This is a genomic window from Proteus sp. G2609 (assembly GCF_963896135.1).
Classification (GTDB): Bacteria; Pseudomonadota; Gammaproteobacteria; order Enterobacterales; family Enterobacteriaceae; genus Proteus; species Proteus mirabilis.
The window spans coordinates 163,323-180,583 of the sequence record NZ_CAWQNB010000045.1; the positions used below are offsets into that span (position 1 = coordinate 163,323).

Genomic DNA, 17,261 nt, shown 5'->3' on the forward strand with positions numbered 1-17,261 from the left:
ACACCTTTGCAATACACTATTGTTCGGCAACCGTTTCTATCATTAACATAATGAAATCGGAGGCAAAATGAGCCAACAATGGACATCTCGTGTAGGCCATATTTTAGCAGCCGCTGGCTCTGCCATTGGTATTGGTGCAATTTGGAAGTTCTCTTATGTCGCCGCCAATAATGGAGGTGGTGCATTCCTCGTCGTCTTTCTGTTATTTAGCTTTATTATCGGATTAGCTGTTTTATTAGCTGAAAATATTTTAGGTAGTAGCACCCATGCCGAAGCCGTTAATGCCTTCAAAAAGATGATGGGACGTAATTGGGTAATTATCGGTGTCATTGGTGTATTTAGTTCATGGTGTATCTATAGCTTTTATAGTGTTGTCGGGGGGTGGACTATTGGTTACACCATTATGGCAGCTACTGGTGAATTAAATATTACTGATAGTAGTGAATTAACGGGGATCTTCACCCGTTTTATCAGTGACCCTTTATGGCCTATTCTTGCTCACTTGGTGTTTGCCGGATTAACATGTTTTGTCGTATTAGCGGGTGTTCAACGCGGATTAGAAAAAGCCGTCAAGATCATGATGCCATTACTGTTTATTATCATGATTATTTTGATTATTGTCGGTATTAGCTTACCCGGCTCTTCAGAAGGTTTAAAATTATTCTTATATCCTGATTTTAGTAAATTAACCCCACAAGGGGTATTAGATGCGCTGGGATTAGCCTTCTTCTCGCTGTCTATCGGTTTGGGTATTCATATTACCTATAGCGCCTATTTAGCGGATAATAAGACTATTGCTAACTCTAGTATGTGGGTTGTGATCCTCTCTTGTTTAGTGTGTGTTTTAGCAGGCTTAATGATTTTCCCTGCGTTAACTGCTGCTGGATTAGAGCCAAATGCTGGCCCAGGCTTAACCTTTATGACCATGCCAGTCTATTTTGCTAACTTGCCTGGTGGCAATATCTTGGCGGTCACTTTCTTTGTTTTATTATTAATGGCGGCATTAACCTCTGCAATTTCATTACTCGAACATATCGTCGCTTATGTACAAATGCGTTTTCAGTGGACTCGCCGTAGAGCTGGCTTAGTGGTCACAGCCTCTATTATGTTAATGGGTATCCCAGTTTCATTATCATTTGGTCCTATGAGTGATGTAACTTTAGGGGGCAAAACACTCTTTGATTTATTGGATTACTTAACCTCCAATATCTTAATGCCACTGTTTGGTATTGCGATGTGTTTAATTTTTGGCTGGTCACGTAGAGCCAATGCGGTTATTCCAGATAATATTACTGGAGCAAAACGCCAATGCTTATTATTAGTTTGGCGTTATATCGGCCCTATCTGTATCGGTATAATATTGGTACATGGTTTGATTGGTTAAAAAACAAAAAGAGAGCTTCTTATTTAAGAAGCTCTCTGACTAATTATCCCCGATGTTTGGATACTTGATAACTTTATTTATTAATAGACTTATTGATAGTTTTGTTTAATTTCTTGGCTAGCCACATGCCCGCGTTTAGCTTCTTTCTCCGCAATTTCCACCGATAAACCGATATAGGCTCTTGGATCAAGCATTGCTTTAATTTCTTCTGGGCTAAATGCCGCAGAGATAATGGGATTTTTTATCAAGTTAGTATAGAAATCTTCGCCATCTGCCGCTGTTTTGATCGCCTCTTCATACAATAAAGAGTGTGCTTTATCTTTGCCTAGTTTTTCTGCCATTTTCATCATAACGTACTCTGTATTATCTAATCCTTTATTTCTCATGACGTTATGTAGCATTCTCTCTTCATGCGGTACTATTGTTCTGGAAAGCTCTTCTGTTCTTAATAGAATTTCTGTTGTCAGCTCTAATGCCTCTTCCAGTAACCCATCAAATAACATATAGGAGCTACTATCCCCTTCATAAGGTCTTACCGCAGAATACATACCCACACTGGGTAAAGAATACAGTTTTTGTGAGTTAGCGATGATCCCTTTAGCCAGTTTAGGGTTAATTTTATGCGGCATAGTGCTACTGCCAACTGTACCTTTGGTAAACCCTTCTGAAACTTCCGCAATTTCCTCAAGTGTCGTACTATAAACTTCTTCACCAATTTTATGGCAGATATTAGCCATCAATGCCAAATTAGCCATATACTCTAATTTATGTGTACTAAGGTTACGAGAAGGCACCTCCATCGCTTCCATACCAACTAATTCAGCCACACGTTTTTGCACCTTCATACCCACTTCTGGCATTGAGTTAAATGCACCCACAGCACCGCCCATCATGATAGTAAAGACGCGTTTTTCACACTCTCTCATACGCTGATAACAGTCGATAAAATCACTGATCCAGACCGATACTTTATAGCCGTAAGTAATAGGAATAGCATGGCGGCCATGTGTTCTACCGGGCATGACCATATGTTTGGTTTTTTCTGCCAAGTTAGCTAAATTTTCGATGATCTCCCCAAGTAGCAACATAAATTTATGGTGCACTGTCTTCATCATATAAAGCTGTGAACTTTGCTGAATATTCTGCGTGGTAATGCCGTAGTGCACATATTTACCACTCTCTTGGGAACATGCCTTAACTAACACTTTTAAAAAGGGCACGAAACCATGACCGATTTTTTGGTAAATGCGATTCATTTCTTCAAAATCGATATTCTCAATAACCGCTTTTTCTTTAATTTCATCAGCCGCTGACTGTGGAATAAAACCGTGTTCAGCTTGAGCTTGAGCGAGCATCGCCTCAAACATCAACCAAGTTGAATATTTAGCTTCATTGGATAACAGCGCTTTAATACCGCGATCATCGATTGTTTTACTTTTAGAATCGTATAACGCTCTCATTTTGTATCCTTTGTTATTTCTTCATTGCTTCATCAACAGCATTGCGAACAAACTCAACTTTTGGCCCATAAACAATATGGACATGGTTCGCTGCAGGAATAAAGAATGCTGTACAACCTGATTCCAACATTAACTCTTTATCAATTTGATTTACTTCACCGATATCGACACGGAGTCTAGTAATACAGTTATCAACGTTACGAATATTTTGTTTTCCGCCTAAAGCGCGAATTAAGATCTCCGCAATTTCGCCATAACGCTTCTCTTTAATAAGCGTATTTTTCATATTGCTTGATTCTTCACGACCCGGTGTTTTGATATCAAACTTAATAATGGCCCAGTAGAAAATGAAGTAAGTGACAACCGCCAGACCTAAACCAATAATCACTAAGTAGATCCAGTTGGTATGTTCATAGAGCAGACCAAAGATGGTGAAGTCAAATACCGTACCTCGGATATAGCCAATCGCCACGCCAGCAAAAGAGAGTAAAACCGCACCAATACCAACAATAATGGCGTAAATCAGATATAAAAGTGGCGCAATAAACACAAAGGTAAATTCGAGTGGCTCAGTGACGTTACCTAACATGGCGGTTAATACCATGGTCACCAACATAGATTTAACTTCTGCGCGATTCTCTTTTTTCGACGTTCTATAAATTGCTAAGGCAATTGCTGGGAATAAGAACAGAGTGACCAGCATTTGTTGTTGTGCCATAAAACGCGTTAAGCTTGGCATCATTGACCAATATTCACTACTTGGCCCTTGGTTAAACAACACTTCTGTCATGGCAGGAACAACACCCACATAGGTTTGTCCATCAATAACGTAAGAGCCACCTGCTTCGGTAAATCTAAACAACACGTTCCATACATGGTGTAAACCAAATGGAATAAACAGTCGCTCTCCCCCTGCTGTAAAGAATGGTCCGACAGGACTCAGGAAGACCGCGGAAAGTTTTGTTAATCCCATCACCAAGACTTCCCAGATAAAGGGTAGTAATGCCCCTACGCCAATCATTAATCCCACCATAATAATGGCAACGGATTTTTTACCGGAGAAGAAGGCAAAAGCGGTAGGAAGTTCAAGGTTATAGAATTTATCTGTCGCCCAAGCGGCAATTAATCCGGTGATAATCCCCCCTGCGGCACTGATATTCATGGTTTGAATACCTAACACCTTGATCTGCCCCACTTGAGTCATTACGGCAGGATCAGCGAGTTTCCCCGTCAAAACGAGCCAAATATTAATGGTGCTAATCAAGGTTAAATAGCCGACAACGGAGGCAAACACGGCGATCCCCTTGTCTTTATGGCTCATACCATAAGCCACCCCCATAGCAAATAGCAGTGGGATATTATCAAACACGACCCCTGCAATAGAGCGGATGCTCACTAATAATGCATTGACTGTTTCATTCCCCAGGAAAGGAAAGCGTGCAATCATATAAGACTGAACTAAAGCGCCACTGATACCCAGTATCATACCGATAGGCGCTAAAACACCGATTGGCAGGAGTAGGGTCCTACCAAAGCGCTGTATGGATTCGCTGAATTTTTTCTTGGCCATATTTTTTCCTTATGACTTCTCGAATATAGAAAAATGACAAAAGTACTCTAGCATTGAGTTATCTATAAAATGAATGGCGGGCTAGTTTTAAATATTATCTTAGGTCATTTATTATGACCTAGGTCTTTTAAATTAAAAAATAATTTAATAAATAATAATTTTTTGAAGATAGAATGTTCTATTATTAATAAATAGCCCATTAAAGAGATATTGAACAAATTGAAAATAAAGGTGTTTTTAAAATAAATTATTATTTTAGCTTAAAACACATTAAATTTATTAATATAGTAAAGAATAAGGCCGTGAAAAAGTTAATCTTGAAGAGATAATTCTGAGACTAAAAAATAATGTTTAAAGTAGGTTTTCTATTTCATTTATTAACAAATCAACCAAAATAAAAAAACCAATTCGTGACTTGGTATCATCTTTTTTCGTATCATGATTATCCGCGAAACAAAATAGCGTATGCGTCGCATAACTGGTTAACTCATTGGTATTAAAGGCTGTCATACTGATAATGTTTGCCTCTTTTAACTGCACAATTTTTGCCGTTTCAATGATCTTTTTAGTTCCCCCTGAAAGAGAGATAAAAATAACCGTGTCATCTTCATTCACTAAACGTGTAAACGAATCTGATAAGTTATAATCATTAATAAAAAAGCAATGCAGGCCCAGTGCAAACAATAAGTGTTCAAGATAATAACCGACTGCTTTACTTGTTCCCCTTGCCACAATAAAAATATTACGAGAATGGCGTAGTGTTTTAGCACACTCTTTAATTTGCTCTTCATTGATGAGGGTAAAGCTTTTATTAATATTCTTCTCTAGTTGTTTTTTATAAGATGAGTGATCACTCTTTTCTATTTTATTACGCGAAAGAATATAATTATTAATTTGAAACTTTAGCTCTTTAAAGCCACTAAAACCTAACTTCTGCGATAAATTAATAATTACCGTTTTTGATACAAAGGTTTTAGCGACTAAATCATTAATATTTAAATAGGGGATATCGGCGATATTATCGGTAAGATACTTTAATACTTTCTTTTCACTGACAGTTAAATTGTCATAATTTTTTAAAAAATCCAGCATATCTCACCTAATCAATTAATAATCATGATAAAACAATCAGTTAAGCATATTACACTCTACTGCATAATATGCTTAATCACAAAGGTGATCCATTGCGCTATTGAGTTAAAAACAGAAGCGCATTATCTCAATTAAGCCTTAATCACTTTGACTGTTGCATCAATATCGACTTCATCATCAGTAAAGGTTAATACTTTGCCGTGATAAGTAATGATATCAATTTTTTTCAAAGTACGCGTTTGATCTGCTGCCGACTCAGATTTAGGCTTAATACTGTTCATTAGCATACCAACCGATAATATTGTATTTTCTTTATCAATATGCGTTTTAACGGGTACTTGTTCGCTATAAACACGATAAGACTTAATTGACGTTAACTTAACGCGCTCTCCGGCAATAAAGATATATTTACTGTCTGGGATCACTTTTACTGCATAGGCTGATAACCCTTTCATATTGGTCGTGGGTTCAAACGTGACTATTGCATCTTTTTTAATAAGATCAGGGTTGGCAACCTTAATCACATGAAAATAGCGATTATCCCCATTTTCATCTTTGATAAATCCAAAACCTTTATCTTCAAACCATTTTGTGATTGTTCCATTCATTGCCATTACCGCCTACATGATCATTATTACTCAATTTTCTCTATGCAGTATAAAGCACAATCTGCATTCAGACTATGCCTTTGCCTATTAGTGTTTAAATTGAGTCACTAAGCATATTGTGGTTTGAGTCGCCAATCGGCTGAAATTTAGCTATGATCAGTGCACTTTTGTGATCAGGATAATTTGATGTCGACGATTATTGATACCTTTATTGCCCCCATTTGCCATGACAAGATTGAGTATCTTTATCAAGATGAACATCTACTGGTAATAAACAAACCATCAGGTTTACTAAGCCTTTCAGGTAAAAACCCGCAAAATATCGATTCTGTTCATTATCGCTTAGTACCATTGTTTCCCGAGTGCACCTTAGTTCATCGTTTAGACTTTGGCACATCGGGGGTGATGGTTATTGCCCTGAATAAAGCGATTAACCGTGCACTTTGTCAACAATTTAGCCAGCGCACCGTCACTAAAGCTTATGACGCCCTATTATGTGGCCATTTGCAACATGATAGTGGTGTTATAGAAGCGCCTATCGCGAAAGATCCACAACACTTTCCACGTATGTCAATTAGCACCACACAAGGCAAAGCTGCGCGCTCTTACTATCAAGTTATCGAACGGTTTTATCAGACTCTTGCTGATGGCACCCGATTACCTTTAACGCGCGTGCGACTCACACCAGAAACAGGCAGAACACATCAATTGCGTATCCATTGCCAATATTTAGGACACCCTATTTTAGGGTGTGATTTGTATGGTGGCCTATTATTATCAGGAACAGAGCATACCCCACGGCTAATGTTGCATGCCTGTGAGTTACATTTTATTCACCCTATTAGTGAGCAACCGATGGATATTTATCTACCTTCGCCGTTTTAATATCAAGCCACCCTTAAAATCACCACATTAAATCGTCTGGCACTTTAAAATCAGCATAAGGATCATCTTCGTCTTGTTCTGCTTGGCTTAATGTGTTGTTTAATAAGATACAATCTGCATCTCTTTGCATGATTTTATCTGCCACACTCGCAGGAATAATGGCATATTCACTGTTTCCGGCACTATCAATCACTAAACGTGCAATAGCTAAACGACCATTAATTAATTGAGATTGTGTTACTTTATCCACCTCAAGCGTTTTAATCACATTATTATCGGTAAATTTAAAATCAATATCGCCTTTAGCAGGGGTAATTCTATTCATCTCAATAAGTTGTTTAACTTGCGCTTTATACTCTTTTAATAAGGTTGCTTGTTTTTGCTGTTCACTAAGTTGTTTATCACGCTCAAGCTGTAAACGTTTCTTTTCTTCTACAGCCTCTTTCGCTTCTCTGGCCTGAACACGCGATTTTTTCGCCGTTCTCTGTACTTTAGCCATTTTCTTATTTGTCACTAATCCCGCTTTTAGCATCTGCTCTTGTAAGGTAAGTTTTGCCATTTTTATGCCTAATTTTGCTCAATAATGCCCGAAATTATACCTGTAATTTTTAAGACTGCATCTCGTTACAACAACGCAAATTATCATAATAACACTCATCACCATATCGATGTTATTTGCTGAGTAAGCGTTGTGTTAATCACATTGGCTCCCTTAATGCATTAGGGTATATTGAGAAGTAACCAAAAAACTTTCTCTATCATTTATAACAGGCAAAATAAACCATGGCTGTGATCCCCAAAAACTATGCAAAACTAGAAAGCGGTTACCGCGAAAAGGCGCTAAAACTCTACCCTTGGGTTTGTGGACGTTGTGCTCGTGAATTTGTCTATTCAAATCTGCGTGAATTAACCGTTCATCATATTGATCACGACCACACCAATAATCCCGAAGATGGCAGTAACTGGGAGTTACTGTGTCTGTATTGTCATGATCATGAGCACTCAAAATACACAGAAGCAGAAGAGTACGGCTCTACCGTTGTAGCAGGGGAAGATGCCCAAGATGATGTTGGGCAAGCAACCTATAACCCCTTTGCTGATTTAAAAGCAATGCTGAATAAGAAAAAGTGATCTAATCGTTATCGCGACTGAGAAATAAATCAGATACTGCAGTGTGTTAATCTATTATAGAACGTTAATACACTGCCAATAATTCATATCCCCCGCTACTCTATATATTAGTAAAACTATTATTTTTATCTTATCGATAACTGACTATCGCGCTATCAGAAATGTTGGAATTGTTTAAATTTAATATAGCCAATTAAAAAAAATATTATTTTTTCAATAGTTTTTATTGTTTCTATGTGGAGTTAAATGGATTTCTCTCACTATAAAAACACTTTAAATTGGTAATATCACTTACAAACACGAAATATTAAAAATATTATTTCAAACAAGGTAATTATTTTAGATTAATAATCTAGAGAAATAATAACAATAAAAAGAAAAATGGTGAAATATTTATAAGAAATAGAATTAATACCATTAAATATCAAGTATTTACAAAACTTTAATTCGTGATAAAAGCACTAGCAAAAAATTTATTTTTTATGTACATAGTGTTTACTGGGCTGCGAGCAATTTGTCTATTTCTTCATCATATTTTATGCTAACAAACACTTTTTATGATTATTTTTTCAGCATGATATAGCGATATTTCAACCAGTTTACGCTAAGTGACTTATCCTAGAGAGATACAACAGCAAGGGGCGGTTTACAGCCTATTGATAAGCTTTTATTATCCTTTAATCAAGTCTTACCGTGCGCACTGGCTAAGATGACGGACATAACTAACGGATTGTTTTTAAGACAATCATTTAATTTAATTTGTCATTTTTAATAAAAGGATCTCATTATGCCAACTCCTTGCTATATTTCCATTGAAGGAAAAACTCAGGGCAACATCACTGCAGGCGCGTTTACTGCAGATTCTGTCGGCAACATTTATGTACAAGGTCATGAAGACCAAATGTTGGTACAAGCATTTTCTCACGTGGTGACGGTTCCGACCGATCCGCAATCAGGACAACCTTCCGGCCAACGTGCGCATAAACCATTTCGTTTTACCGTGGCATTAAATAAAGCGGTTCCCCTGCTGTATAACGCATTGGCTTCCGGCGAAATGTTGCCAAAAGTCGAGCTAAAATGGTATCGCACCTCGGTAGAAGGTAAACAAGAGCACTTCTTTACCACGACGCTAACTGACGCGACTATCGTGAACATCGATTGCCAAATGCCTCATTGCCAAGATCCGGCTAAAGCCGACTTCACGCAACTTATCGAAGTCTCCCTCTCTTACCGCAAAGTTGACTGGGAGCATACTGTTGCCGGGACTTCAGGTGCAGATGACTGGCGTGCACCACTCGAAGCATAAGTCATGGGTTAAACGAGTCCTTAGGGGCTCGTTTACCGTTTTAGTCTCCTACTTCCCGTGAAGGATTATTGGATGTCTATAACAAATTCAAAAAAATATCAAAGGCTGGGTGATAAGGATGGCAACCCACTGAATGGGGGTAAGACATTAACCCATGGCGGGGGCAGAACATACGCGCAAGATCTCGCTTTACAAGAGCAACATAGACAACTTATAGAGAAGATCTTAAGTGGCGACATGCAAAGTGGCTTAGTGTTTACTTGTCAGATTGGTGGATTACCCGAAGAGACTTTCCAAGTCACGCAATTCGATTTACAAGAAGGGATCTCACAACTTTTCACCCTCTCCATCCAAGCCGTCAGTCCACTCTCGGAAATTGATTTTAATGATGTGTTAGGCATGGCTTCCAGTTTGACGGTAAAGCGAGATGGTCACATTCTGCGTACAGTACAAGGTATCTTAGCGGCGGCAGAGCAAGGGAATACCGATGGGGTAAAAACCTGGTATCAATTTGTGATACGTCCTGAAATGTGGGTAATGACCCTCAAACAAGATAGTCGTATTTTTCAAGATACCACCGTTCCTCATATTCTTGAGACATTACTCAATGAGTCTCACATTAAATATGATAAACAGCTTTATCACCCAGAAGAGCATTTGCAGCGCGCCTACACCACTCAAAAACGAGAAACAATGTATGACTTTTGGTGCCGTTTAGCCGCAGAAGAAGGGATTAATTTTTGGTTTGAAGAGGGCCCACAGTTATTTTATAGCGACCGACATTTGGGCATGAGAGCGGGGATATCCTTAACCTATAACCCACAATCGGATACAGATATCACCGATAGCACCGCCACAACGTGGCGCTATGTTGAACAACTCTGTAGCGATATTCGCGTTGATAAAGATTACAATCAACTTAGACCTTCCTACCCCTTAAGCCATCAAGTCACAGGAGAGGTTCATCAACAACATGAAATATTTGAAAGTTATGGACGCTTTGAAGAAGATGCTCAGGGACAACCCTTTAATCAGATACGTTATGAACAATCACAAAATCAGCGTCAAGTAGGCTCTGCGACCACAAACTGCATTGAATTAGCGCCGGGGCGTATTTTTACCTTGTCTAACCACCCCAGTGCACGCATGAACACCACATGGCAGGTGATTAGTATCTCACATCACGGTGTGCAACCTCTTGCCGACAACAGTGGCGGTGAAGGAACGCAATTGAGTAATCAGCTTTCCTTTGTGCCGAGTACTCAAGAGTGGCGCCCACCTTACCGTTTTAAACCTACCGCCGATGGTGATGAATTAGCCACTGTCGTTGGCCCGCCGGGCGAAGAAATCTATACCAATGAGCAAGGTGCCGTTACGGTCTATTTTCATTGGGATAGGCGTGGTAAACCAGACCATAGCGCATCATGCTGGGTAAGAGTCGCTCAAGGTTGGAATGGGGACGGATTTGGCTTTATGGCTATTCCTCGTGTTGGGCAAGAAGTGATTATCTCTTATTTAAACAATGATATAGATAAACCGATTATCACCGGATGTACCTATAATGGTCGCAATCGTTCCCCCATTGATTTACCTAAACATAAAACCCGTACCACATTTCGCACCAAAACCCATAAAGGAGACGGGTTTAATGAATTGCGCTTTGAGGATAAAAATGGCGATGAGGAAATTTATCTTCATGCGCAACGCGATAATAATATTCATATTAATCATAATAAAACCCAATACGTTGGGCATGATGATAGCCATACTGTCGCCAATAACCGTAAGCATGAAGTGTGTCATGACGAATTTATCCACATCGTCAATGAGCAAACAGTACAGGTTGATGTCAATCAATTTGAACAAATAGGGAAAGACCGTATCACACGCATTGACAATAGTTGGAAAGAAGTTATCCACGCCAGTCACTTTCAGGAAATCGGGGAAAACAAGCAGTGTGATATCCAAAATGATTATACCCTGAAAGCCGCAGGGGGTATCCATACCCATACCAAAATCCACACCTTGCAAGCCAGTGAAACGGTCATTATCAAAGGCAAGGCTGGGTCGATTCAATTGGATGCACAAGGTGTGACTATTACAGGTAAAATTCTGCTCAAAGGCGATGTGTCAATAACGGGGGGCGCCCCAGAAGTGGTTACTCAGTTAGAAGCGGCGGTTAATGAAGGGTTACCATTAGCTGAGGATTGCCGTGCGAAAGCGATGAAAAAAGGAACGGCCTAATGCTCTTGAGTCCAAATCCCCTCTATAAAGCGTATTGGGTTGCTCAATGCCGTTATACTCGCAACGGTGAACAATTCAAGGGGGTGATGACCGTAGCAGGTACAAGTCAATCACAAGCTATTAAGCAGATGCGCCAGTACTTTACGGCTCACCCAGGTGAATATACCTTTGCGGACTATGACACATTAATCCCTTTAATCACCCATATTGAACAAAGTTCAACCTTAGAATTACCGTTAATACGGCAAGTACGTGAGCAACATAATGCAAAGGTTTCAGCCGTATTAGTGGATAAATGCAACCTCACACACCCAAGACCGTCAGAAAAAGGCGACATTCATTACCGTGAGGGGCAACCTACGTTTATTGAATATTCGCATCTCTATGTCGTCATTGACAGTGGGGAATACCATCGCCAAACCGGGCAACATCTTGTACCGAAACTGCATGGCTCGCAACTGCCATGGAAATCACTCTATCAAGGAGAAACTCAAGACAGCCTTGAAGATAAAGCCCCTTATTTGGTACACATTGCCGCCAATCAAGCCGGTCAGCGGTTTCTGGCTCATTACTTGAATTTACCACATAAAGCGAGTCTCGGATTATTTATCAATAGCCTCAAACCCTTTACCGATATTCACCGGCAAATGCGAAAACTCACCTATTTATATAATCAAAAACTGGAGCGTTGGAATTTCTTTCGTTTTTATGATGTTAAGCACTTTATCCCATTTATTGAGTCTTTGACTCACGGACAGTTAATTAATGTGGTCAATGGGGTAAATGCGTTCTACGGCTATAGTGCACAATACCCCGATGGGGTTGAAATCACCTTTCACCCAGATTATCTGTATGACGGCAGTAAGCGGGAGCCGTTATTTATTAATACCTATTTATACAATCACTACGCGAATATCACACAGCTGCAAACTGTGGCTAAAGCTAAGGCACTGATTGAACAATTTTCTCAGGTAGAAGGGGATGAGTTAGAGGGTGACGCATTAATGGGCTACTGTATACACGCAGCAAATTGCAGTTTTTTAGACGATATTCATCAATCAAAAGCGTTATTGTACGACTTGCAAGCTCGCTATTTGTGCCGTCATCAACCGAGAACATGGCAGATCGCCAATGAAAAAGCTGCACCTTATAAATACAACCAAGTTTTATTGAGTTACCACCGTTATATCGCCTGCTTAAATGCCCAAGGAGAAATGAAATGACTGGAGAAGTGAATGAGAAATATTTAACACCGCAAGAGCGCAAAGCGCGTCAGATGGTGAAGGCGGTAAACGAAGCGAGCCCACGAAACTTACCGGCCGACGCGGTGGTATGCCCATGTGAAAATGAACATCGCCCTGTTTATCCGGTGCGTTATGCATATACCAACTTTTATTGTGATTTACATTTTTCTACAATTGAACAAGCACCAAATAAAACGTTAGAAGCGAGTATTCCTCCTTCTATTAATCAATTATTGAATGCGAAAGATGTTACTGCTAGTAAAGGATTTTCTGCAAGATTATTAAGACAAGGTTGGGTTTATGTTTTTGAAGAAGGCAATTACCCTACTAGAAGTAATTCTAGTAATAAAAGTTATCAAGAACAAAATGTTGATGCGACAAAAGGACGCCTATTAGTTTTTCAACATCAAGTTACAACCAGTGATGGCAATGAAAATTTCATTCCATATATATTTAAGCAATTAAAAAATGGGGGTGTCACTTTAAAGAAAAACGGAAATAGTAATCCTTATTTAGCTATACCGAAAGATGTGAAGGAAGCGACTATCTTATTCAGCGAAAGTAAATTATCTGATTACACACTTAAAAAAATCATTTCATCTTCTAAGTTTAGATCGAAATTAATGCAAAAAATCAATTTTATTGATTACAACAATAACGATTATTGTATTGAGCTAAATAAAGATAATTTAAATCGACTTGTTGAGGATTATAAAGAAGAAGTTGATAAATTTAAGCTATTTGTTAAAGAATTCACGCATTCAAATATACCCTCTTCTTTTTTTTCTGATACCACAAAAATACCCGACTTACCACAAGATGCAACTGTTTTGATTAATCAAATAAATAGTGTTCTAGATTATAATGAAAAAGCGACATTGCTTATTTTAAAAGATCCCGTAGGATACCAAAAAGATGTTTTATCTTATTATAATATTGTAACAAAATTATATTTATTATATCAGAACTATTATAGCCATCCGGATAAAATTGGCCAATTTATTACGAGTATACAAGAAGCTAGTCATCACATTAAAGATACTGATGAAAAAGAAAAAATGCAAACAATACTAAAAGAGAGTATTAATCAGAATGCATTAGATAATGAGTGGAAAAATATTCATAAAACATTTATTTTTTTTGAGAAACATCAACGTATTGTATTATCATTGTATGAAAGCTTTATGAATAATCCGGCAATCATTAATGAAAACGGTGGCTTAAAACATTATTTTGATTATGCTTTTTCATATCACGAACGTATAACAAAAGAAGATGTCTTTAGTATTGATTTTTTTAAGGACCTTAATCAAGCTTTTGATTTATATTTTGATTTAATATCTCCATTAATGAATTCTACCGAAGGACAAAGAACATTAGATAAATTATATTCAATTAATGATGAAGAAAATAATAGCCTGTGGGTGGGAGTGACAAAGAAAGTAATTAGTCTTGTTGCTAATTCAAAAATTATGGACGCACTTTTAAATGCACAAGAATATGCAGAGAATATCGAAAATTTTGTTAATAAGCTTGCGTTTATTTGCTCAGATAGCATTGGTTTTGCATTTACAAAAACAAGTAAGATGCTTTCTCATTACGATATTAAAAATAGACTAATTAATACTAAGGGTATTGACTATTTAGCTCAAAAGATACTTCCGATGATACTGGCATTTTGCAACACAAAAATTTCATTAACCGAGTTTGTTAAATTATCGGGTAATGAGCTTAACCAGTGGGTGGAACAACTCCGTAAATTAACGGAACAAATAGTACCAAATCTGCAACATCCTAAATTAAATAAGCTTTTTTCTTGGAAACAAAAAATAATAAATCTAGGCGAAGAGACTGCCGTTCTTATTCCGAAGATTGAGATCACAGATATTACTAAAAATAAGATTTATATTTATGGTAAAGATGCATTACAGGTTTCCACTAAGCTATTTTTAAACGGTTTCAACATGATCACCGGATCAATCCAAGCTTATACATTACAAGGCATGAGCTTATATGAACGTAATGACCCATTAAAACTATCCCCCTATAATCTGTATACAGCACAGATTATTGCGAATTTATTTGTAGCAAGCTACAGTATTTTAAAAGTCTCTCAAGAGGCGACAAAATTATCTCAAACAGTATCGAGCACCACACTGAAATTCTTTTTAGATAAAATAAAATTACCTATGCTAACAACAGAAGTGGGAACCAAAAGAATGGCAGCATTAGGTAAGATTGCAGGTGGCGTAGGGGTATTACTTGCACTCCGCGACATGTCAGAGGCATTTCATATCGGAAATAGGGCTCAAGGGATGTCAAATTTGGTTATTGCATTAGGTTCAATAATCTTAATATGGGCAACTGGAGGATGGGCTTTATTTGCTGGGGCACTTATTTTGGGGGGAGTTATTTCTAGTCAACTCACCAGTTGGAGTCATTTGGAAACTTTGCTAAAACACAGCTTTTGGGGAAATGAAGAAAGTTCAAATTTTTGGAATAATAATCGCCCCATTCCTATAAGCAAACAATTAAAGCATTACATTGATAATTTTGATGCATATCAAAAACAGGGACTGATTGAATTACAAGAGTTTTATAATCTTTTTTATACGGCCAAAATGACTCAAGAAAAAATACCAAATGGAAAACTCCGCTTATCTTTTGAATTTACTAATTTTATCCCAGGGATTTCAGAGGTATATTTTCACTTTGTTACAGAAGTTGGTTATCACAGCGGTTTGGCAGAAGAAATAAAAACACCTAGTTCAGCTTATGTTCTAAATAAACGAAAAGACCTCTTAGAAATTAGCGAACAATTAAAAATGGCAAGTGAAAAAGGTGATTGGAACCCTGAAACAGGTATATTTAAATTTAGTTTGGAAGTACAGTCTCAATTAGTAAATACATATTCTGCTTTTGGTGCACATCCTAATAGCCGTATAGGTATTGAAGATTTATATTGGTATTATCAAGTCAATCCCGAGGTAACAACACCGATGCGTTATATCAATTGGGGGGGAGATACCCAAGAAAACAATCGGCTTTTAGGCTTTATTAACAGTGAGAATATCTAATGAGTATTTTTTTCAATCCCGCTAAACACCCACATCGCTTAAAGCCACAACCATTGGGGGAGCAAGGTGAGCGCTATAACGAAGATTGGCCCATGCCTGAGCTCGATTTTTTAGAGACCGTCGATAAACAACAGTGCATTCTAGTTGATAAAGAAATACGCCGACGTGATGCGTTTTCTTATCCCGGATTTATCACCGGTATTATTGCCTTTATTATGGTATTCCATTTTATTTTTACGTATCACTACAAAAAATATACTATTTTTAACGAAGAACTCCACACATATACACAAGAATATAAATCATGGTACGAAAACAAAACACAGTTAGAAAAAATCCCATCATTTGTAATTGATCAATATGCCCCTTATTTCAATCAAGAAAAACTGTCTATTTTAGATTATATTCATGTTTATTTTGAAGGACATATTACATCAAAGCCCTATCAAGATACGTTATTTTTTCTTGCTGCGTCCTTTGTACCTTTCTTCTTAATTGGCGTAGGGGGTTACCAGTCTTTTTTCAAAAAAAATCCAATACTCGTTTTTAATCGTGAAAGAAATCTGGTCTATACTTGGCGCAAAAATAAGGTATTTATTGCCCGCTATCCTGAAATTGGTATCGGTAAAATTGGTAAAACACTTACCTTTCAATTATTCGGGTTAGATAAGTCAAAACAAACTTTAGTTTCTGAATTGTTTTTCCCTAATGTCTATGTTTATTCAGTCTACAATACCAGTACTGACTATCACGACCAGCGCTTCATTAATTTTATCAATACTTATATGCGCGAAGGGCGTGATGCCATTATTCCATTCGATTATCACCGTAAAAAACCCAAAGTGTATTTTGGCAAAAACCCACCTCCTGCTGATTTTGAACAACAGGTCGAACAAATTTTAGCAAAGCTTGATCAGGAGAAAGAACACCATGCGTAGTTTGGTAAACGGCAGAAAGATTATTTTAGAAAATGATACAACAAATACCGGCGGTACCGTACTTACCGGCTCTTCTATTGCTAAACAAACCCAAGAGATTGCCTGTGTAGGTGATCCTGTTTATTGCCCTGCGTGTAAAAAAACAGGCACTATTATTGAAGGGGATAATTTAATGAAAATTAAAGGTATCCCTGTCGCCCTCGAAGGACATAAAGTCGCTTGTGGCTGTTCAGATGGCTGTATACTCGTTGCAACAGATTAAGCGATACCCAATATCATGTATCATAAATAAAAAATGATATTCTTTTTTAGAAATTAATTT

The 17,261-nt window shown here is 37.8% G+C and carries 14 protein-coding genes; 9 read left to right on the top strand and 5 right to left on the bottom strand.

Features of this window, described 5'->3' with window-relative positions:
• Positions 1 to 67 precede the first annotated feature (67 nt).
• The gene (locus tag AACV01_RS17465) at positions 68 to 1,384 is read left to right on the top strand and encodes a sodium-dependent transporter (protein WP_004246681.1); all 1,317 of its coding nucleotides are present in this window, start codon (positions 68 to 70) and stop codon (positions 1,382 to 1,384) included.
• A gap of 89 nt (positions 1,385 to 1,473) precedes the next feature.
• Here the strand turns inward: AACV01_RS17465 and AACV01_RS17470 are convergent, their stop codons facing one another.
• From AACV01_RS17470 to AACV01_RS17485, 4 genes are all read right to left on the bottom strand, one after another.
• Entirely contained in the window at positions 1,474 to 2,844 is a 1,371-nt protein-coding gene (locus tag AACV01_RS17470) for a class-II fumarase/aspartase family protein (RefSeq protein WP_161682234.1), read from the bottom strand.
• A 13-nt stretch (positions 2,845 to 2,857) separates the two neighbouring features.
• Entirely contained in the window at positions 2,858 to 4,414 is a 1,557-nt protein-coding gene (locus AACV01_RS17475; RefSeq protein WP_004246679.1) for a PTS transporter subunit EIIC, read from the bottom strand.
• A 351-nt stretch (positions 4,415 to 4,765) separates the two neighbouring features.
• Entirely contained in the window at positions 4,766 to 5,506 is a 741-nt protein-coding gene (locus AACV01_RS17480) for a MurR/RpiR family transcriptional regulator (protein WP_004246678.1), read from the bottom strand.
• Between the two features lie 131 nt (positions 5,507 to 5,637).
• A complete protein-coding gene (locus AACV01_RS17485; protein ID WP_004249014.1) occupies positions 5,638 to 6,114 on the bottom strand; it encodes a cold-shock protein in 477 nt (158 codons plus the stop codon).
• A 186-nt stretch (positions 6,115 to 6,300) separates the two neighbouring features.
• Between AACV01_RS17485 and AACV01_RS17490 the strand changes: the two genes are divergently transcribed.
• Positions 6,301 to 6,999, top strand: a complete 699-nt coding sequence (locus AACV01_RS17490) for an RluA family pseudouridine synthase (RefSeq protein ID WP_004250012.1) — start codon at positions 6,301 to 6,303, stop codon at positions 6,997 to 6,999.
• A 19-nt stretch (positions 7,000 to 7,018) separates the two neighbouring features.
• On the opposite strand, the gene AACV01_RS17495 is transcribed toward AACV01_RS17490, so the two are convergent.
• A complete protein-coding gene (locus tag AACV01_RS17495) occupies positions 7,019 to 7,558 on the bottom strand; it encodes a DUF2058 domain-containing protein (RefSeq protein WP_004246675.1) in 540 nt (179 codons plus the stop codon).
• Positions 7,559 to 7,782: 224 nt separating this feature from the next.
• On the opposite strand from AACV01_RS17495, the gene yajD reads away from it, so the two are divergent.
• The 7 genes from yajD to AACV01_RS17530 all read left to right on the top strand — a co-directional run bounded on the left by yajD (position 7,783) and on the right by AACV01_RS17530 (position 17,201).
• A complete protein-coding gene (gene yajD, locus AACV01_RS17500) occupies positions 7,783 to 8,130 on the top strand; it encodes an HNH nuclease YajD (RefSeq protein ID WP_004246674.1) in 348 nt (115 codons plus the stop codon).
• A 787-nt stretch (positions 8,131 to 8,917) separates the two neighbouring features.
• On the top strand, positions 8,918 to 9,436 hold the full coding sequence (locus AACV01_RS17505) for an Hcp family type VI secretion system effector (RefSeq protein WP_004249011.1): 519 nt from the start codon (positions 8,918 to 8,920) through the stop codon (positions 9,434 to 9,436).
• 72 nt (positions 9,437 to 9,508) lie between these two features.
• Positions 9,509 to 11,680, top strand: coding sequence for a type VI secretion system Vgr family protein (locus AACV01_RS17510; RefSeq protein ID WP_017628614.1), 2,172 nt, complete (start codon positions 9,509 to 9,511; stop codon positions 11,678 to 11,680).
• Entirely contained in the window at positions 11,680 to 12,903 is a 1,224-nt protein-coding gene (locus AACV01_RS17515) for a DUF4123 domain-containing protein (RefSeq protein ID WP_161682236.1), read from the top strand. Before AACV01_RS17510 ends, AACV01_RS17515 begins: the two co-directional genes overlap by 1 nt.
• Positions 12,900 to 16,001: a toxin VasX gene (locus AACV01_RS17520; protein WP_161682238.1), complete on the top strand. Its 3,102-nt coding sequence runs from the start codon at positions 12,900 to 12,902 to the stop codon at positions 15,999 to 16,001. The genes AACV01_RS17515 and AACV01_RS17520 overlap by 4 nt, the downstream gene beginning before the upstream one ends.
• Positions 16,001 to 16,939, top strand: a complete 939-nt coding sequence (locus AACV01_RS17525; RefSeq protein ID WP_036969773.1) for a hypothetical protein — start codon at positions 16,001 to 16,003, stop codon at positions 16,937 to 16,939. Before AACV01_RS17520 ends, AACV01_RS17525 begins: the two co-directional genes overlap by 1 nt.
• A complete protein-coding gene (locus AACV01_RS17530) occupies positions 16,932 to 17,201 on the top strand; it encodes a PAAR domain-containing protein (protein ID WP_161682240.1) in 270 nt (89 codons plus the stop codon). Before AACV01_RS17525 ends, AACV01_RS17530 begins: the two co-directional genes overlap by 8 nt.
• Positions 17,202 to 17,261: the final 60 nt, after the last annotated feature.